The sequence below is a fragment of the Nitrincola lacisaponensis genome, assembly GCF_000691225.1.
GTDB classification, from domain to species: domain Bacteria; phylum Pseudomonadota; class Gammaproteobacteria; order Pseudomonadales; family Balneatricaceae; genus Nitrincola; species Nitrincola lacisaponensis.
In genome coordinates, this window is sequence record NZ_JMSZ01000032.1 from 55,302 (window position 1) to 72,958 (window position 17,657).

Consider the following 17,657-nt stretch of genomic DNA (forward strand, 5'->3'; position numbering starts at 1 on the left):
AGAGCATCCACGGATCGATTGAATCGGGTGTGGATGCTCTCAAATCCATTCGCTTGACTGAGTTATTGAGGTCTTATGCAGGTTGAACCGCTTGAAGTGCTTGAGTTTTTGCAGCGCTATCCACCGTTTGACAGCTTGCCTGAAGAAGCACTGACGCGTGTGGTCAGTGAGGTGGAAATCGGTTATTTCAAGGCAAATACCCAAATTCTGGCGTTGGGACAGGCTGTTGATGCCCTGCATGTGATACGTTCCGGTGCTGTCGAAGTGTTTCGTCGCAACGGTGAACTCTATAATCGCTTGTCCGAAGGCGGCTTCTTTGGTGAGTTCGGACTGTTGCGTGACGGGAAGATACGCTTTCCGGTCAAAGCAATTGAAGATACGCTGATCTATTTTATTCCGGCAGCGGTATTTCACCAGCTGTTTGATGAGTATGAGTCCTTTGCAGATGCTGTTGAGATTGAGGACCGGACGCGTTTGCGTCAGGCGGTTTCCAGCCGAGAGGATGCCAATGAGCTGATGACATCGCCTGTCACCGCTCTGATCACACGTGATCCAGTGTCCATCTTGACGACTGCCAGTGTGCAGGATGCCGCACGCTGCATGACCAAAGCGTCTATTTCCTCATTATTGATCTTGCACCCGCCTGAACATGCAAAGGCTGGCTGTATTGCCGGCATTATTACTGACCGTGATTTGCGTACCCGGGTTGTTTCCGAAGGTTTATCCTATTCAACGCCGGTGGCAGAGATCATGACTGAAGAGTTGATCACCGTTGAGTCGACGCAGTATGTGTTTGAAGCCATGCTGGCGATGCTGCGCAATAACCTGCACCATCTGCCGGTGATGCAGCGAGAGCGGCCGGTCGGTGTGATTGCAATTTCTGACATTATTCGTTACGAATCGCAGAACAGCCTGTTTGTGGTCAGTAATATCTTTCGTCAGCAGACTGTGGCAGAGCTGGCGACGCTGGTCACGGATGTTCAGGCATGCTTCGTGCGCATGGTAAACGAGGATGCTAACTCCCGAATGGTGGGGAGTGCCATGGCCGTTATTGGCCGCAGCTTCAAGCAGCGTTTACTGGAGCTGGGCGAGGCAGAACTGGGCCCGCCACCGATTCCCTATTGTTTTCTGGCACTGGGGTCCATGGCTCGGGATGAAATGCTGATTGTCACAGACCAGGACAATGCCATGATTCTGGATGATCGCTTTGATCCGGAGCAGCATGACGCCTACTTTGCCGCCTTGGCCAAATTTGTCAGTGATGGACTGGCTGCCTGTGGCTATCCTTATTGCAGCGGAAATATCATGGCCACGAATCCGCAATGGCGTCAGCCGCGGCGCGTGTGGCAGGAATACTTTGATCAATGGATCGACAGTCCCTCTCCTGAAGGGCTGCTGCACAGCTCTATCTTCTTTGACCTGGAAGGTGTGTGGGGGGCAACAGAGTGGGCTGAACAGCTGAATCAGCATATTCTGCGCAAGGCGCGACAAAGCCAGCGTTTTCTCGCGTGTATGGCGCGCAATGCCCTGAATCGTACCCCGCCGCTGGGGTTCTTCAAAGATTTTGTCATGGAGCAGGATGGTCGACAAAACAACACCATTAATATGAAACGCCGGGGTACTGCACCTCTGGCTGACCTGGTACGAGTCCATGCACTGGCGATTGGCTCCAAGGCACGTAATTCCTTTTTGCGTCTTGATGATGTGATTGAGGCGGATATCTTGCCACGTGGACGAGGGCAGGATCTGCGCGATGCACTGGAGTTGATTTCAATGGTGCGCATACGCCATCAGGCATTGTCGCTGGAGCAGGGGGATACTCCGGATAACAGTATTGCACCGGAAGACCTGTCCGAGTTTGAACGCAAAAATCTCAAGGATGCATTCCAGATCCTCAGTAATGCTCAAAAATTCATGAAGTTTCGCTACCAGGCCGGGCGTTAGGGGAGGCAGGTCATGTTTTACCTTGGCTCCCGAAAGTCATCCGAATCTGTTCCTGTCGATTGGCAGGCAGTTTACCGGAAGAGGATGCTGGATACGCAGGATGAGCGTCTCAAAGCTTTTTATGCTGCCGGAGTGGTGTCGCCGGATACACCGTTAAAGGCGGTGCCCATGGTGGCGCTGGACTTTGAAACCACGGGTTTTGATCCTCAGCGTGACGGTATTGTCAGCATAGGTCTGGTGCCTTTTGACCTGCAGCGCATTCATTGCAAGGGTGCTCGCCACTGGATAGTCAGGCCGCGCACTGTGTTGCCTCAGGAGTCAGTGGTGGTGCACGGCATTACCCATTCAGATATCCAGAGTGCGCCTGACCTGATGCGTATTCTCGAGTATCTGTTAAAAGCGCTGGCTGGACGTGTGGTGGTCGTGCATTTCCGCAGTATCGAACGGCCCTTTCTGAATGCTGCGTTGGAAAAACGCCTGCATGAGGGCATTCTCTTTCCTGTGATTGATACCATGGAACTGGAGGCGCGCGTACATCGAGCCAAACCACTAAGTTTCTGGCAGCGACTGAAAGGGGTTGAGCCGCCTTCAATCCGTCTGGTCGACAGTCGCCAACGTTATCATTTGCCCTATTACCGACAGCACCATGCGCTGACCGATGCCATGGCGACTGCTGAGTTGTTAATGGCACAGATCAGTTACCGTTTCAGCCCCGATACACCGGTCAGTGAACTCTGGAAGTAAAGGTTTAGGTGTTATTCGGGCTGTATGGCAGAACGCAACTGACGTCGTTGGGACAATGCGATACCCGCCAGAATCAGAACCAGTGCCAGCAGGTGGTTCCATTGCGGTGTCTCATTCATAAAGGTGACACCGAGTAACAGTGCCCAGACCGGAATCAGATAGTTGATCAGGGAAACAAAACTGGGACCTGCAAGACTGATCAGTTTCATATAGATAACGGTGGCGATCCCGGTACAGATAAAGCCCAGCAGGGCAATGGCTATCCAGGTGGATTGAGAAAAGCCGGATAGATTACTGAGATTGGGCAGCCCTTGCAGGTCTGTATGCTGGCTGAAACCGGATGTAAATGAGGCCAGAGGCCATAGGGTCATGGAGGACAGCAGCAGAATTGAAGCAGACGAACTCCAGGGATCACTGTGAGGTTTACGGCGGGCAATAATGGTATTCATGCCATAGCAGACAGCAGCCATCAGGACGGCCAGCTGTGCCATCAGTGTTTCGCCACTGAAGCGGAAAGCGCTGATTGCACTGGGGCCGATCAGCACCAGGATGCCGCAAAAACCTATCATGAAACCGCCCAGTTTCTGACGGCTCAGTGGTTCCTCGGGTATGAAAAAATGCGCCAGAACAACCGTCACCAGTGGCATTACAGCCATCAGAATACCAGCCAGTGCACTGTCGATACGTTGTTGACCCCAACTGATCAGAGTAAAGGGCAGGGCGTTGCCGATCAGTGCCATGGCGAGCAGGAATAACCACAGGCGCAGACCACGGGCTTGTGGGCGGCGCAATAGCAGGGCTAATGGAAACAGCAGCAGACAGGCCAGCAGGTTGCGCAGAAATACCACTGAGGCCGGGCTGAGCTCCTGAACCACCAGGCTGGTGAGCGCAAAGGAGCTGCCCCAGATGATGGCCAGTGAAAACAGAAGTACCCACTGAATGAGTGGACGGTGTGCCATGGTAAAGCTCCAGCCTGAACGTAAAAACAGCATCTTAGCGGAATGCAGCCGTTTCGTCAGGCATTCGGATTAAAGAAACCCTTCCGTGGTCAAAAACTTGTCAAGCGATGCTTTCAGCAACTAAGCTGAGAGCAAATAACCTCTGTGACAACAACAGGATGTCAAACATGAAGCTCTATGGTTCAACCACCTCACCCTATGTTCGGCGTTTACGCGTTTGGTTGGAAAATGTGCCACATGAATTTATTCATATCGATATCTTCAGTGAGCAAGGTCGAGCTACGCTAAAAAGCATCAACCCGGCGTTGAAAGTGCCGATGCTGGTGGATGATTGGCAGGCAGTATTTGATTCCAGAGTGATTTATAACTACCTGAATCACAAGCTGGGCAAAGAGGTCACAACGGCTGATGACGAGAATGCCATTACCTTGATCAATGCTGCCAATGACTCCTATGTCGAGTTGCTGTTACTGTCGCGTTCCGGGATAGATGTTCAACAGGATGCTCTGTTTTTTAACTTACAGCGTGAGCGTATCCAGTCAACGCTGCAGGTGCTGGAAGAGCAGGTCAAGCTGGGTGCTTTCGAGTATTGGCACTTTCCCGCCATCTGCCTCTATTGCCTGGTTGACTGGGTACTCTTTCGACAAATGAATGATTTTGCTGAATTTCCTGAGCTGCAGGCATTTCACCAGCGGCATCAGGGGCGCAAAATCCTGCAGGCTACGGACCCACGCTTGTAAGGCGTGGTCGATCACTTCAGCATGACTCAGGATCAGAGCCTGATCTTACTCATCTTGCTGATGACCCTGACGCTGTTTCTCTGGGGGCGTTGGCGTCACGATATCGTTGCTGGTGGCACTCTGCTGGCATGTGTTCTGGCCGGTCTGGTGGATGCCAACGACGCTTTCAGTGGTTTTGCCCACCCGGCTGTCATTACCGTGGCCTGTGTGCTGGTGCTTAGCCGGGCATTGCAGATATCCGGTGCCGTCGACTGGCTCACCCGGCATCTGTTGCCTCAACAGTCTGGTGTGACCCTGAGTATTGCCGCGCTGACGGGACTGGGCGCCTGCTTGTCCGGTTTTATGAATAATGTCGGTGCCATGGCATTGCTGATGCCGGTGGCACTGCAGGTTGCCAAACGACTCGAGTTATCTCCGGGACAAGTCCTGATGCCTCTGGCGTTCGGTACCATCCTGGGAGGGATGACTACGCTGATCGGAACTCCGCCCAATTTGATCGTATCCGGCTTTCGTGCAGATATGGCGGATGCACAAGCCTTCGCGATGTTTGACTTTGCCTGGGTCGGGCTGCCTGTTGCTGTGGTGTGCGTCGCCTTTGTGGCCTTACTGGGCTGGCGCCTGGTGCCGGTTCGGAAAACGGCAGCCAACGACAGCTTTGATACAGGCGCCTATGTGACTGAAGTGCGGGTAACCGAGAAGAGCAAGGCTGAGGGGATGCGCATACGCGCCTTTGAGCAGGCGCTGGATGCGGCTGATGCACAGGTTCTGGCACTGGTCCGTCATGAGGTCAAAATCAATGCGCCTGGTGATGGCCGCAAGTTGCAGGCGGGCGATATTCTGATCGTAGAAGCCGATCTGGAATCTTTGCCGGATGTACTTGGTGAATTGGGGTTGGCATTGGAAGAAGCCGTGGATATCACGTCAGTGCCGGAAAACTCTGAAACGGATCCATCCACAACACCGCCGGAATCTGCGGCGCAGTCAGTTGACCCGGCAACGGCGGATGCCGAGGCCGAGTCAGGCGCAGCAGAAGCTTCCGAGATACGTCTGATTGAGCTGGTCGTGCGTGAAGAGTCCTCCTTGGTGGGGCGCTCAGCCAAGGCCATTCGTCTCCGAACCCGTTATGGTATTAACCTGCTGGCCGTCTCACGTGAAGGGTCACGCTCGCATGCGCGCTTGCGTACCATGACAATCAAGGCGGGTGATCTGCTGCTGATGCAGGGCCCGGATGATGCTTTGAATGAGTTTGCCGCTGATTATGGCTGTATTCCCTTGGCTGAACGAGATCTCAATCTGCCGGATCGACAGAAAGCTCTGTTGGCCTGTGGCATTTTTGTACTGGTGATCGGGCTGGCCGTTTTCAGTGTTGTCCCGACAGCCATTGCGTTTGCTTTGGGTGTGCTGCTGTCGATGTTATTGCGTACCTTGCCCTTACGTTCAGTCTACACAGCCGTGGACTGGCCGGTGATTGTACTGCTGGGAGCGTTGATACCCGTGGCAGGTGCCATGGAGTCTACCGGAACGGCGGAGTTGATTGCTGCAGGCTTGCTGGATTATCTGGCACAGGGGCATGCGGTGATTGCACTGGGGCTGATCCTGCTGGTGACCATGTTCCTTTCGGATCTGATGAATAATGCGGCAACCGCAGCAGTGATGTGTCCTGTCGCGATGGGAACCGCAGCTGTACTGGGGTTGAATGCAGATGCGTTCCTGATGGCGGTGGCGATCGGTGCTTCCTGCGCATTCCTGACCCCCGTTGGTCATCAGAACAACACCTTGATTCTGGGACCTGGCGGGTTTCGCTTTGGTGACTATTGGCGACTGGGCTTGCCGATAGAACTGTGTGTTTGTGCTGTCAGTTTGCCTTTATTGCTGATTTTCTGGCCGTTGTAACCTGAAACGTCTAAAGGAGAGGAACTGAGTTTGGGTAAACCTGTTATAGCGATTACCGGGCCTGAAAAGGGTGCGTTTGGACCGCGTAGCCTGGTGGCGTTGATGGTCCGCTGGTATGGCGGTACACCATTGCAGTTGCGGCCCAGTCAGCATGCGCGGCTGTCGCATATGGTTTTTGACGGTGTGGTGGTGACAGGGGGGCATGATATCGATCCGGTTCTGTATGCTGCCGAGCCAGAGGTGGTCCCCAAGTATGATACTGCCCGGGATACGCTCGAGAGTGCGGTTATTGATCATGCGTTGAATCGGGGCATCCCTCTGTTGGGTATTTGTCGTGGTGCCCAATTGTTGAATGCCTGTCTCGGTGGCTCCTTGCATCAGGATATACAGCGTCGCCGTCGGCGCACATCCAACCGGCGTACACTGCTGCCGCTGAAAACGCTGATACTGGAACAGCCCGGCTTGTTGTCCCGCTTGCTGGGCACCGGTCCTTGTCGTATTAACAGTCTGCATAATCAGGCTATCGACCGGGTCGGGATGGGGCTGCAGGTGGTTGCGCGGGATCTGGATGGCATTGTGCAGGCCATCGAAGATCCACATCAACGCTACCTGTTAGGCGTACAGTGGCATCCGGAGTTTTTGATCTTTATGTCGCGGCAGCGACGCCTGTTTCAGGACCTGCTTCAGGCATGTCGCGAGGCTCAGTAAAGCGCCTGACGTGCCGCTGTGACCACGGAGTGACGCAGGGTTTCCATCACCGGGCTTTCCATTTGCCAGTAGTGCCAGTAGAGCGGCACATCCAGACTGTAGCCCGGTACCAGGTCAACCAGTAGACCTTGCTCCAGTTCCGGTCGAACCTGCAGCTCTGGCATCATGCCATAGCCCAGCCCCGCACAGGCGGCCCGAATAAATCCTTCCGATGAGGGTAAATGATGGGTATAGAGGGGTTCGATACCGGCAACATCTGCCAGAAACTGATGCTGTAAGCGGTCATCGCGACTATATACCAGACAGGGGGCCTGTTGCAGATGAGCGGACTCACCGGCAGACAGCTGGTAGCGCTGTATAAATTCCGGACTGGCCAGTGCCCGGTAGCGCATCACACCCAGCGGAATCACTGCACCACCGTTGACCGGATCAGCACTGGCGCACAGGCAGGCCATGACTTCCCCTTGCTTCATGCGCCGGAGTCCGACCGCCTGATCCTCTACCGATACTTCAAAGCGCAGCAGCGGGTAGGTATTCAGTACCAGTGCTGCGGGTAACCAGGTATCCAGTGAGTCGGCATTAACTGTAATACGGATAATCAGGTCGTCCGGGTTGGCAGACAGTTCCAGCCCGGCTTCCAGTTGCCGCACCTGTTGCAAATGGTTATGCAGGCGTTGTCCCAGAGCGGTTGCGCGTGGTGGCAGGCTGCGAATCAGAACCGGCTGGCCAAGTTGCTGCTCCAGTTGTTTGATGCGCTGACTGACGGCGGATTGCGTCAGATTGAGTGCCTGGGCTGCTTTTTCAAATCCCCCCTGTTCAAGTACTGCCGCCATGGCTTGCAGAAGTCGGTAGTCGATCATAAGTAAATTTAATAATCCTTTAAAATAATTCGTTTGATTAATGATACGCCGCTTCGTTAGGCTTGCCCAGTCTTATTAAAACATTCAGTTGGAGCTAAAGTGTATGATGGCCTGGGCCACCGGATTTATTGTCGCGTTGGGACTCATCGTTGCCATTGGTGCCCAGAATGCCTGGGTGCTGAGTCAATCCATGCGTGGGCAACATCGTGCCGTGATCGCATCGGTCTGTATTCTGTGCGATTCGGTGTTGATCATTCTGGGCGTTTACAGTGTGCACCATTTACGCGAGTGGATGCCGCCGCTGGTGCCGGTATTGACCTGGGCGGGTGTAGTCCTGCTGCTGTGGCTTGCCTTCCGTGCGGCACAGCGTGCGCTGAAGGGCAGTAGCGGGTTGCAAGGTAATCAGTCGGTACAGCGACAAAGTGCCTGGCAGATCGGATTGACCGCTCTGGCAATTACCTTGCTGAATCCGCATGTGTATCTCGACACCGTGGTGCTGATCGGCAGTGTTGGTTCGGCACAACAGCATAAACTGGCATTTGTGATCGGTGCCTGCATGGCATCACTGGTGTGGTTCTCCCTGTTGACCGGATTGGCTCCACGGCTGGCAGCCTATTTACGTTCACCGAAACATTGGCGAATATTTGATTCAGGAATGGCGGCACTTTTATGTCTGGTGGCGATCTCACTCATACCGGGATAATCGATGGATAACTGGAAAACAGATGCTGAAGTCTTATAAAGCCTTGCCACGAGCATTACGCTGGGGGCTGGAAATACTGCTGGTTGTGCTGCTGTTTATCGTCATTCGCAGCTGGCAGTCGCCTGGTGTTGCCAGCGGTCCGGCACCTGATTTTCAAGGTGTGACGCTGCAGGGTGACCAGGTGTCTCTGGAGGGGTATCGCGGCGAGCCGCTGTTGCTGGTGGTCTGGGCCGAGTGGTGTCGGATCTGCCGTATTGAATTGCCGATGATTGAGCCTCTGGCTGAGCGACATCAGGTGCTGACACTGGCAATACAGTCCGGCAATGATCAGGACGTTCGGGAGTTTCTGGCGGCCCAGGGATTACAGTTGCCTGTTCTGAATGATGCACAGGGCGAGCTAGCTGCGGAACTGGGCGTTCGCGGTGTGCCGGTGATGTATATCATTGATGCTGACGGCATGATTCGCTTCACAGAAGTGGGTCTGACCAGCCGCTGGGGACTGAAGGCCCGTCTCTGGTGGGCGGGTCGATCCTAACCGCCGGAGAGTCATGCTATGATGCCGTCTTTTCGGCGACAGTGGCGGGTAAGTGATGCGTTATGTGGATACAGTGATCATAGGGGCGGGAGCTGCGGGTCTGATGTGCGCAGCCACTGCCGGACAACGGGGCCGTCAGGTACTGGTTGTGGATCACGCCAACAAGGTGGGTAAAAAAATCCTGATGTCTGGTGGTGGCCGGTGTAACTTCACCAACCTTCAGGTGACTCCTGCTCAATACTTATCCGCTAATCCGCACTTCTGTATTTCTGCACTGAAGCGCTATACCCAACAGGACTTCATTGAGCTGGTTCAGCGCTATCAGTTGGCTTACCACGAAAAAACACTGGGGCAATTATTCTGTGATAATCGAGCCAAGGACGTGCTGGAAATCCTGCTGGCTGAGTGTGAACTTGGACAGGTAGAGATTCAGACCCGCTGTGCCGTAAGTCGAATTCGGCGTGTAACTGATACTGATAGTCCGCCTGAGCTGCCTGAAACCGCCAGATTTGAGCTGCTGACCAGTCTTGGGCCGGTGTATTGCGAGTCATTGGTGATTGCCACGGGGGGGCCTTCAATTCCGACCCTGGGTGCCACAGGGTATGGCTATGAAGTGGCATGTCAGTTTGGCCTCAAGGTGACTGAATTACAGGCCGCCCTGGTGCCTTTCACACTGAAAGGTTCCTGGCTGACCCTGGCTCAATCGCTGGCGGGTGTTTCCATGCCTGTCACTATCGAATGTCGTCAGCAGCTGTTCCGTGAAGCGCTGCTGTTTACGCACAAGGGTCTGAGTGGGCCTGCTGCGCTGCAAATCAGCAATTACTGGTATCCGGGCGATGCATTGTGCATTAACTTTCTGCCAGATACGGATCTGGAAACCGAGTTACGCACCTGGCAACAGGGCGGCGTGAAAGCGGAATTAAAAACGCTGCTGAGTCGCCTGCTGCCAAAACGCTTTGTGACGGCCTGGTTAGCATTGCCGGAACTACAGCAGCTTGAAGGACGGCCAGTGGCTGAACTGAGTCGTGCAGATATTAACAGTCTGGTACAGATGTTCCAGAACTGGTCCTGTGTCCCGGCGGGGACTGAAGGCTATAAGACCGCTGAAGTCACACGTGGTGGAGTCTGTACTGATCAGTTGTCTTCCAAAACCTTTGAAGTCAAAACACAGCCAGGACTGTTCTTCATCGGCGAAGTCCTTGATGTAACAGGCTGGCTGGGAGGATTCAATTTTCAGTGGGCCTGGAGCAGCGGATGGTGTGCTGGCCAGTATGTTTGAAACTCAGTACGGCCGCATGCCGGGATGCTTTAAGTCAATTTCGCTCTGACGTATTATACTCGGGATTAATGACAACTTGCCGGAGTATAAATGGGATCTATTATCGAGGTGCGTCAGGTCAATAAGGCCTTTGGTGCTCTGCAGGTGATCAACAACTGCTCGATTGAAGTGGCCAAGGGTTCCATTACCGGACTGATCGGTCCCAATGGGGCAGGTAAGTCGACCCTGTTTAATCTGATTGCAGGTACTTTCGCGCCTGATACGGGCCAGATCATTTTTGATGGTGAAGATATCACCGCTATTCCCTCTGACCAGCTATTCCATCGTGGTCTGTTACGTACCTTCCAGATCGCTCAGGAATTTTCCCATATGACGGCGCTGGAAAACCTGATGATGGTACCTCCTCAGGCAGGTGAAAGTCTGCTGAATACCTGGCTGCGCCCGGCTCGTGTGCAGCAGGAGGAGGCTCAGGTACGTCAGAAAGCGATGGATGTGATTGAGTTTATCGGCCTGAAACATGTGCGCAATGAGTTGGCAGGCAACCTGTCGGGTGGACAGAAAAAACTGCTCGAATTAGGGCGTACCATGATGGTGGATGCCCGGGTCGTGCTGTTAGATGAAATTGCCGCCGGGGTTAACCGGACGTTGTTGCAGGACCTGATTCGCAATATCCAGCGTTTGAACCAGGAGCTGGGCTACACCTTTTTAGTGATCGAGCATGATATGGATATGATTGCCCAGCTCTGTGATCCGGTGATTGTCCTGGCACAAGGCAGTGTCATGGTGCAGGGCACGATTGAAGAGATTCAGCAGAATGAGGCGGTCATTGAAGCCTATTTTGGTAATGACGCACACTGAGCAGGCAGACTGAACACATGGCATTATTTGAAGCAACGAATGTGCATGGCGGCTATGGCGGGATGAATATCCTCAATGGTGTGAACATGTCACTGGAAGCAGATGAAATTGGTGTGATTGTCGGCCCGAACGGGGCAGGTAAATCGACCATGCTCAAAGCAATTTTTGGCCTGTTACGGGTCAGTGAAGGAGAGATTTGTCTGCGTGGTGAGTCAATTACCAACGCCGATCCTGTCGAGCTGGTCAAACGCAAGATGGCCTTTGTGCCTCAGGAAAAAAACATTTTTCCTTCGCTGTCAGTCGAGGAAAATCTGGAGATGGGGGCCTTTATCCGGCGGGATAATTTTGTCCACATGCTGGAGCAGGTTTACAGCTTTTTCCCGCCCCTGGCGGACAAGCGCCGTCAACCTGCCGGAGAGTTATCCGGTGGTCAGCGCCAGATGGTTGCGATGGGGCGTGCGCTGATGACAGAGCCGAGCCTGATTTTGCTGGATGAGCCGACCGCCGGTCTGTCTCCCTTGTACATGGCGGAAATCTTTGAACGCATCATCTCTATCAATAAAGCCGGCGTGGGTGTGCTGATGGTTGAGCAGCATGCCAAGCAGGCATTAAAAATAGCGCACAAGGGATTTGTTCTGGTCGCCGGACAAAATCGCTTCACCGATACGGGTGAAAATCTGATCAATAACCCTGAAGTGGCTAAAGCCTTCCTGGGCGGCTAGTTGAGGATACAAATTTGAACGAACTGGTTTTTTTCATTAATAATGTGGTGATCTCCGGGCTGACCATTGGCTCGATCTACGCGCTTGGGGCGGTGGGTATCACCCTGATTTTCAGTATCCTGCGGTTTGCTCACTTTGCCCATGCCGATCTGATGACCCTGGGAGCCTTCTTCGCTTTTTTTCTGACCAGCCTGTTTCCGGCAGCGGGGCCTGCGATTGGCCTGCCTACCGCCTTTGTGATGCTGCCGTTGGCCATGGCACTGACCGCCTTGTCAGCCGTGTATATAGACAAGGCGTTCTACAAACCGTTGCGCAGTCATGGTGTCAAACCGATTGTTATCGTGATGGCCTCACTGGGTGTTACCCTGATGCTGCAAGGCTTGATCCGCATGTTTATGGGCACCAGCGCACGCAGTATGTACATAGATGACCGTAAAGGGATTCATCGTATAGAGTTGCCGTTTGAGTTGGCCAATCGACCAGTGGTACTGACCGATCCTCAGATTCTGTTGATCCTGTTGCTGATCGTCATTGTCATTGCACTGCATCTGTTTTTGACTCGCACCCGGCTGGGCAAGGCCATGCGTGCCATGTCGGACAACCCGGATCTGGCGCGGGTGTCGGGGATTAACACGGATACCGTGGTCAAAGTGACCTGGATTATTGCCGGTTCACTGGCGGCGATTGCTGGTACTCTCTTGTCATTGGATGTGTCTCTCAAACCCGATCTCAGCTTCCATCTGTTGCTGCCTATCTTTGCGGCGGCAATCGTCGGTGGAGTCGGGCATCCCTATGGTGCCCTGGCAGGCGGTTTTGTCATAGGATTTGCAGAAACCCTGTCAGTGTTCAATTGGGCGGTAATACTGCGTCCCTGGCGCGATTATCTCTGGTTCGATCTGCCTGCCAACATGGCATTTGTGTCCAGTGAATACAAAATTACCGTACCTTTCTTTATCCTGCTGGCCATTCTGGTCTGGCGTCCAACCGGCCTGTTTAAAGGGAAGGTGCTCTGATGCTGATGAAACTGCCAATGAAAGAAACCCTGCTGATGGTGGCGCTGGCTGTTGCCGTATTGCTGTTGATACAGGTAATGGGAACGGCTTATGGTGTGCGTGTGCTGGTGGAAGCCAGTTGTTACGCCATTATCGCACTCGGTTTAACGATTCAGTGGGGTTATGCCGGCTTGTTTAATGCCGGTATTATGGGGTTTGTCGCGCTGGGAGGCTTTTCGGCCATGTTGCTGACCTTCCCGGTCAATCAGAGTTTCTGGGAGTCAGAGCTTTCTGGTGAGCTGGGTATGGCGTTCCTGAAACTCTTCGCGGCCATTGCTCTGGTAGCGGCTGTCTTGCAGCTGCACCGCCTGTCGGTGCCGCGCAGTATCCGGGTGCCCATTATTTTGATGGTGTTGGCAACACTGTATCTCTGGGTGGTGAACGGTTTTGCACCCGTGTCGCAAAGTATCGTGTCCCAGTATGGCTTTATCGGTGGCTTTGGTCTGCCTGTCTGGGCTGGCTGGCTGGTTGGAGGTGTGCTGGCAGGCGGTGTTGCCTATTTTATCGGTCATATCTGTCTGGGACTGCGCAGCGACTATCTGGCGATTGCCACACTTGGGGTGGCTGAAATCATCAAAGCCTTTCTGAAAAACTCTGATTGGCTGACGCGCGGTACCTTAACCGTGTCACCTTTGCCCTGGCCTGTTCCGGGGGCCGGAGAGGTGGGCTTTGTCATGGCTCGATCCCTGTATCTGTCGGTGACAGCGGTACTGATTGCAATCATTTTCTACCTGCTGCACCGCGCCTATAACGGTCCCTGGGGCCGTATGATGCGTGCGATCCGAGACAACGAGCTGTCTTCTTCTGCCATGGGCAAGGATGTGAATCAGCGTCGCCTGGAAGTGTTCATTCTGGGGTGTGTGCTGATGGGTATTGGCGGGGCTGCACTGGCGACGTTCAACGGTATTTTTGATCCGAATGGCTATTTGCCACTGAATCACACCTTCCTGGTCTGGGTGATGGTGATACTGGGTGGCCCGGGAAATAATCTGGGTACCCTGTTTGGAGCCGTGTTTGTCTATGTGATCTGGGTGATGTCAGAGCCGGTGGCCCTGTTTATTTTGAACAGCATCAGCTATCTGGGAGATCTCTGGTTTGCCTGGGAGGCACCTTCTGATTTCACCAGTCGAGCACTACAGGCGAGGGTGTTTACGATTGGTCTGATTATTACACTGGTACTGCGTTACGCGCCGAATGGCTTGTTTCCGGAGAAGGTGCAGCATCACCACTGAAATGTGAAGAGGGCCCGCTGATGCATCACATCAGTGGGCCCGGTAAGACGGATTACTCAATCAGTCCTACGGTCTGGAAGCTGCCGTCACGGACCACCATCTCTTCAATTACACCCGGTACGTTACCGCGCTCATCGAAATCCTGGGTTCCGGCCGCTCCTTCGTAGTTAATTTCCTTGCCTTCAGCCAGCAGCTGCACGGCCTTTTCCCACTCACCCGGCAGAATCACTTCGCCTGGTGGCAGTGCGACAGCACGCAGGGCTTCATTCAAGCCAGCACGTTCGGCTGAGCCGTTTTTCTCAATCGCCAAGGCTAACAGGAAGGCTGCGTCATAGGCCTGGCTGGCAAACACGGCATTGGGGTCCATGCCGATTGCTCTGGCCGCTTCAGCATAGGCTTCCGTACCGGGAATATCCGGTTTGCCTGGACGGGTGGCGATCATGCCTTCCAGAACGTCAGCGCCCACTGCATTGACCAGTGCGTCGCCGACCATGCCGTCTGCCCCGATATATTGAGTGAAGTTGCCACTTTCATAGGCCTGACGCAGGATGGTTTGTCCCGATGTATCGGCATAGGCAAGCACCAGCAGGTTGTCGACGCCGCTGGAAGCCAGGCTGCCCAGCTCTGAACGATAATCTGCTTTACCGTCTTCATGCGCCGCATTGGCTGCGATGAAGCCGCCCTCGGCCTCATAGGTGGCTGAGAAAGCATTGGCCAGACCCTGGCCATAATCGTTGTTCACATAGGTTACAACCACTTCCTTGATGCCTTTGGAGAGCAGCAGACGTGCGAGTACTTCACCCTGATAAGAATCGGATGGAGTGGTACGGAATACCAGATCATTGTCGTTGATTTCTGCAATTGCCGGGGATGTAGAGGCTGGAGAAACCATCACCACTCCGGCCGGTACCGCAACATTGTTTGCTGCCGCAATAGTTGCACCTGAGCAAAGTGCTCCAACAATCGCCACTACATTCTCGGTATTGATCATGCGGTCAGCCGCGTTGATTGCAGCGGAGGCGTCTGTACAGGTGGTATCAGCAGATGAGATGGTCAGTGTCTGTCCACCCAGAATACCACCCTGTTCATTGATTTGACTGATCGCCAGTTGGGCACCTTGATAAATCGGAGGTGCCAGACTTTCGATAGGCCCTGTAAAACCGCCCAGGAAACCCAGTTTAACTTCTGCATGTGCAAGACTGGTCATGGCCGTCGCAGCAACAATAGCACTGCACAGTAGTGTTTTTTTAATCATTGTAACTCCCGTGTGTTTTCAAGCAGTGTGAGTAAACCTGTGCCTGAGCCGGTTGAACATTTGCCCAGACAGTGGCAATTACCGCTTTTATGACACTTTCATGGAGCAAAATCAATCACTCTTGCAGGGTGGTTGCGAGGTGTAAGGGAGACAAAATAGCACTGGGCGCGTGTCCGGCTTTTGGGTAGGATTGAGCTTTTTTGGCGAACAGAGCATGTCACCGATCAATCGATTCACTTCACCCTTGCAGAATACCCGACCCGTGATCGTCGTGTTGGCGTTGCTGGCGCTGTTGCTTGCAGCAGCCAATCTTCGCGGCGGTCTGGTCGTTTTTGCGCCGTTGGTTCTGGAAGTACGTACAGCGCTGGGGCTGACTGCCGGTGAATTTGGTTTATTGACGACTCTGCCACTGATCTGCTTTGCCGTCATTTCCATTCTGGTTCCGGCACTAACCCGGCTGTTCTCATCCATTACGCTGGTCATTGCAGGGCTGTTGCTGATTGCGCTGGGGGTGGTATTACGTCTGGTACCACACTACAGCTGGGTGATAGTGGGAACCCTGTTGCTGGGGTCTGCGATTGCGTTGCTGAACGTGCTGATTCCGGTACTGGTCAAGGTATTTTTTCCCCAGCGGGTCGGACTGATGACCGGGCTCTATTCGATTACGCTCAGTCTGGGTGCCGGTATGGGGCTGTTTGTTGCGGTGCCCATGATGCAATGGTTTGGCGACTGGAAAGCGCCGGTGATGATCTGGGCTATCTTGCCCTTGTTGACCTGTCTGTTCTGGTTGCCTCTGTTGCAGTTGCGCGAGCGGGTCAAGCCAGTCACCGGTGCCCGTGTCACACTCTGGCGCAGTGGTACTGCCTGGGCAGTGACACTCTACATGGGGTTACAGTCTTTCTTTTTTTATGCGGTGGTCACCTGGCTACCCAAAATTCTGATGGAAAGTGGTCTGGATCCGTTGCAGGCCGGTACGGCAACGGCAATGATCAATCTGGTCAGTATCCCGTTTAACCTGTTTATTCCCATTCTGGCTGCTCGTATGCGTGATCAGCGCAGTCTGGTAGTGCTGATTTTCCTGCTATCCTTTGCAGGACTGGCAGGGCTCTGGGCGGCACCCGAATGGGCACCGATGCTCTGGGCCTCCTTGGTTGGCATGGGAGCCGGTGGTGCCTTGAGTCTGGCGCTGTCTTTCTTTGTATTACGGACCCAGGATGGCGTACAGGCCACAGCCCTGTCTGCCATGGCGCAGAGCCTGGGTTACCTGCTGGCATCCACTGGTCCTGTGGTACTGGCCTGGGTCCATGATTTAAGCGGCCACTGGTTGCATGCGCTGTTATTGCTGATGTGTTTACAGTGGGTACAGTTGTTCTGTGGCTGGAAAGGGGCTGCCCAGGTCTATGTTCAACCTGATCACCGATCATCTGACTAAAAGAGTATTCTGATACATGGAACTGACCGTTTTTCTAAACGCCTTTACCGGCTTTTTCGTCATCATCGATCCGATCGGGACCGCATTGATTTTTCATGCCTTGCTACCGGAAGGTGATCGTCGTCATCGGGTGGTGATGGCCGTCAAGGCGACGCTGATCAGTGCTACGTTGCTGATTGTTTTTGGTAACTTTGGCGAAGCGATTCTCGATAGCCTGGGAATCAATATCAATGCCCTGCGTATCTCAGGTGGCTTGCTGCTGTTCTTTACGGCGTTTAACCTGATTACGCGTGAAGTAAAAATGGCTCAGTCGGAAGAGAAAAAGGATGTATCCGTGTATCCTTTGTCGATTCCGCTGCTGGCCGGGCCGGGGGCGTTAACACTGTCGATCCTGCTGTTTTCCAATACCGAAACGGCCGCTCAGGAAGTTTCAGTGCTGGCTGCAGTGATCAGTATCTATACCTTAACACTGGTGCTAATGTTGTTGTCAGCCTATGTAAAACGCGTCATCGGCAAAACAGGTGATGAGATCCTGCGTCGCTTTTTGGGTGTGATTCTTGCTGCCTTGGCTATTCAGTTTATCTATGACGGTTTTGTGAATATGCTGGCAGGATAAAGCCAACATTTACCATCCTGGCAACACTTGTCCTAAACCTGTCTATACTGCAACTGCCCCCGCCTGAAACCGATTGAAAGCAATCGTTTAGTTTTCAAGGGGTGCTTATGCAGAAGGGATGGGCA

General features: G+C 53.6%; 17 protein-coding genes. 14 read left to right on the forward strand and 3 right to left on the reverse strand.

All coding sequences use genetic code 11. The features are described from left to right. Positions 1-75 precede the first annotated feature (75 nt). The gene (locus ADINL_RS10305; RefSeq protein ID WP_036547456.1) at positions 76-1,944 is read left to right on the forward strand and encodes a DUF294 nucleotidyltransferase-like domain-containing protein; all 1,869 of its coding nucleotides are present in this window, start codon (positions 76-78) and stop codon (positions 1,942-1,944) included. 12 nt (positions 1,945-1,956) lie between these two features. After that, positions 1,957-2,688 (forward strand): 3'-5' exonuclease, encoded by a 732-nt coding sequence (locus ADINL_RS10310; RefSeq protein ID WP_036547459.1) that lies wholly within the window; start codon positions 1,957-1,959, stop codon positions 2,686-2,688. Positions 2,689-2,699: 11 nt separating this feature from the next. Here the strand turns inward: ADINL_RS10310 and ADINL_RS10315 are convergent, their stop codons facing one another. Next, positions 2,700-3,647: a DMT family transporter gene (locus ADINL_RS10315; RefSeq protein WP_036547461.1), complete on the reverse strand. Its 948-nt coding sequence runs from the start codon at positions 3,645-3,647 to the stop codon at positions 2,700-2,702. 167 nt (positions 3,648-3,814) lie between these two features. Here ADINL_RS10315 and ADINL_RS10320 point away from each other — a divergent pair, with 167 nt between their 5' ends. The 3 genes from ADINL_RS10320 to ADINL_RS10330 are packed head-to-tail and all read left to right on the forward strand — an operon-like array spanning position 3,815 to position 6,988. Further along, positions 3,815-4,387 carry a glutathione S-transferase family protein gene (locus ADINL_RS10320; protein ID WP_036547464.1) on the forward strand — a complete coding sequence of 191 codons (573 nt, stop codon included), beginning with the start codon at positions 3,815-3,817 and terminating at the stop codon, positions 4,385-4,387. Between the two features lie 21 nt (positions 4,388-4,408). After that, on the forward strand, positions 4,409-6,280 hold the full coding sequence (locus ADINL_RS10325; RefSeq protein WP_036547465.1) for an SLC13 family permease: 1,872 nt from the start codon (positions 4,409-4,411) through the stop codon (positions 6,278-6,280). Positions 6,281-6,310: 30 nt separating this feature from the next. Next, positions 6,311-6,988, forward strand: coding sequence for a gamma-glutamyl-gamma-aminobutyrate hydrolase family protein (locus ADINL_RS10330; protein WP_036547468.1), 678 nt, complete (start codon positions 6,311-6,313; stop codon positions 6,986-6,988). On the opposite strand, the gene ADINL_RS10335 is transcribed toward ADINL_RS10330, so the two are convergent. Next, positions 6,982-7,848: a LysR family transcriptional regulator ArgP gene (locus ADINL_RS10335; RefSeq protein ID WP_036547472.1), complete on the reverse strand. Its 867-nt coding sequence runs from the start codon at positions 7,846-7,848 to the stop codon at positions 6,982-6,984. The two genes, ADINL_RS10330 and ADINL_RS10335, sit on opposite strands and share 7 nt — an antisense overlap. 103 nt (positions 7,849-7,951) lie before the next feature. Here ADINL_RS10335 and ADINL_RS10340 point away from each other — a divergent pair, with 103 nt between their 5' ends. The 7 genes from ADINL_RS10340 (at position 7,952) to ADINL_RS10370 (ending at position 14,229) form a co-directional block, all read left to right on the forward strand. Next, positions 7,952-8,551, forward strand: a complete 600-nt coding sequence (locus ADINL_RS10340) for a LysE/ArgO family amino acid transporter (RefSeq protein WP_204368235.1) — start codon at positions 7,952-7,954, stop codon at positions 8,549-8,551. A gap of 22 nt (positions 8,552-8,573) precedes the next feature. Next, positions 8,574-9,086, forward strand: a complete 513-nt coding sequence (locus ADINL_RS10345) for a protein disulfide oxidoreductase (RefSeq protein ID WP_036547475.1) — start codon at positions 8,574-8,576, stop codon at positions 9,084-9,086. A 55-nt stretch (positions 9,087-9,141) separates the two neighbouring features. Further along, positions 9,142-10,365: a BaiN/RdsA family NAD(P)/FAD-dependent oxidoreductase gene (locus tag ADINL_RS10350; RefSeq protein WP_036547478.1), complete on the forward strand. Its 1,224-nt coding sequence runs from the start codon at positions 9,142-9,144 to the stop codon at positions 10,363-10,365. A gap of 90 nt (positions 10,366-10,455) precedes the next feature. Then, positions 10,456-11,223 carry an ABC transporter ATP-binding protein gene (locus tag ADINL_RS10355; protein WP_036547481.1) on the forward strand — a complete coding sequence of 256 codons (768 nt, stop codon included), beginning with the start codon at positions 10,456-10,458 and terminating at the stop codon, positions 11,221-11,223. A 17-nt stretch (positions 11,224-11,240) separates the two neighbouring features. Further along, positions 11,241-11,945, forward strand: a complete 705-nt coding sequence (locus ADINL_RS10360) for an ABC transporter ATP-binding protein (RefSeq protein WP_036547484.1) — start codon at positions 11,241-11,243, stop codon at positions 11,943-11,945. Between the two features lie 14 nt (positions 11,946-11,959). Continuing rightward, a complete protein-coding gene (locus ADINL_RS10365) occupies positions 11,960-12,958 on the forward strand; it encodes a branched-chain amino acid ABC transporter permease (RefSeq protein ID WP_036547486.1) in 999 nt (332 codons plus the stop codon). Beyond that, entirely contained in the window at positions 12,958-14,229 is a 1,272-nt protein-coding gene (locus tag ADINL_RS10370; RefSeq protein ID WP_036547487.1) for a branched-chain amino acid ABC transporter permease, read from the forward strand. The genes ADINL_RS10365 and ADINL_RS10370 overlap by 1 nt, the downstream gene beginning before the upstream one ends. A gap of 52 nt (positions 14,230-14,281) precedes the next feature. Here the strand turns inward: ADINL_RS10370 and ADINL_RS10375 are convergent, their stop codons facing one another. Beyond that, positions 14,282-15,484 (reverse strand): ABC transporter substrate-binding protein, encoded by a 1,203-nt coding sequence (locus tag ADINL_RS10375; RefSeq protein ID WP_036547489.1) that lies wholly within the window; start codon positions 15,482-15,484, stop codon positions 14,282-14,284. Between the two features lie 214 nt (positions 15,485-15,698). Between ADINL_RS10375 and ADINL_RS10380 the strand changes: the two genes are divergently transcribed. Together ADINL_RS10380 and ADINL_RS10385 are read left to right on the forward strand one after the other, a co-directional pair. Beyond that, the gene (locus ADINL_RS10380) at positions 15,699-16,916 is read left to right on the forward strand and encodes a CynX/NimT family MFS transporter (RefSeq protein WP_036547491.1); all 1,218 of its coding nucleotides are present in this window, start codon (positions 15,699-15,701) and stop codon (positions 16,914-16,916) included. A 16-nt stretch (positions 16,917-16,932) separates the two neighbouring features. Further along, positions 16,933-17,532, forward strand: coding sequence for a MarC family protein (locus tag ADINL_RS10385; RefSeq protein ID WP_036547494.1), 600 nt, complete (start codon positions 16,933-16,935; stop codon positions 17,530-17,532). The last annotated feature ends 125 nt before the right edge of the window (positions 17,533-17,657 follow it).

What these genes read in the sequence shown, in the direction of transcription:
- ADINL_RS10385 (WP_036547494.1), top strand. Translation starts at nt 16,933, where the DNA reads ATGGAACTGACCGTTTTTCTAAACGCCTTTACCGGCTTTTTCGTCATC.
- ADINL_RS10355 (WP_036547481.1), top strand. Translation starts at nt 10,456, where the DNA reads ATGGGATCTATTATCGAGGTGCGTCAGGTCAATAAGGCCTTTGGTGCT.
- ADINL_RS10320 (WP_036547464.1), top strand. Translation starts at nt 3,815, where the DNA reads ATGAAGCTCTATGGTTCAACCACCTCACCCTATGTTCGGCGTTTACGC.
- ADINL_RS10305 (WP_036547456.1), top strand. Translation starts at nt 76, where the DNA reads ATGCAGGTTGAACCGCTTGAAGTGCTTGAGTTTTTGCAGCGCTATCCA.
- ADINL_RS10370 (WP_036547487.1), top strand. Translation starts at nt 12,958, where the DNA reads ATGCTGATGAAACTGCCAATGAAAGAAACCCTGCTGATGGTGGCGCTG.
- ADINL_RS10350 (WP_036547478.1), top strand. Translation starts at nt 9,142, where the DNA reads ATGCGTTATGTGGATACAGTGATCATAGGGGCGGGAGCTGCGGGTCTG.
- ADINL_RS10375 (WP_036547489.1), bottom strand. Translation starts at nt 15,484, where the DNA reads ATGATTAAAAAAACACTACTGTGCAGTGCTATTGTTGCTGCGACGGCC.
- ADINL_RS10325 (WP_036547465.1), top strand. Translation starts at nt 4,409, where the DNA reads ATGACTCAGGATCAGAGCCTGATCTTACTCATCTTGCTGATGACCCTG.
- ADINL_RS10335 (WP_036547472.1), bottom strand. Translation starts at nt 7,848, where the DNA reads ATGATCGACTACCGACTTCTGCAAGCCATGGCGGCAGTACTTGAACAG.
- ADINL_RS10310 (WP_036547459.1), top strand. Translation starts at nt 1,957, where the DNA reads ATGTTTTACCTTGGCTCCCGAAAGTCATCCGAATCTGTTCCTGTCGAT.
- ADINL_RS10380 (WP_036547491.1), top strand. Translation starts at nt 15,699, where the DNA reads ATGTCACCGATCAATCGATTCACTTCACCCTTGCAGAATACCCGACCC.
- ADINL_RS10315 (WP_036547461.1), bottom strand. Translation starts at nt 3,647, where the DNA reads ATGGCACACCGTCCACTCATTCAGTGGGTACTTCTGTTTTCACTGGCC.
- ADINL_RS10345 (WP_036547475.1), top strand. Translation starts at nt 8,574, where the DNA reads ATGCTGAAGTCTTATAAAGCCTTGCCACGAGCATTACGCTGGGGGCTG.
- ADINL_RS10340 (WP_204368235.1), top strand. Translation starts at nt 7,952, where the DNA reads ATGATGGCCTGGGCCACCGGATTTATTGTCGCGTTGGGACTCATCGTT.
- ADINL_RS10360 (WP_036547484.1), top strand. Translation starts at nt 11,241, where the DNA reads ATGGCATTATTTGAAGCAACGAATGTGCATGGCGGCTATGGCGGGATG.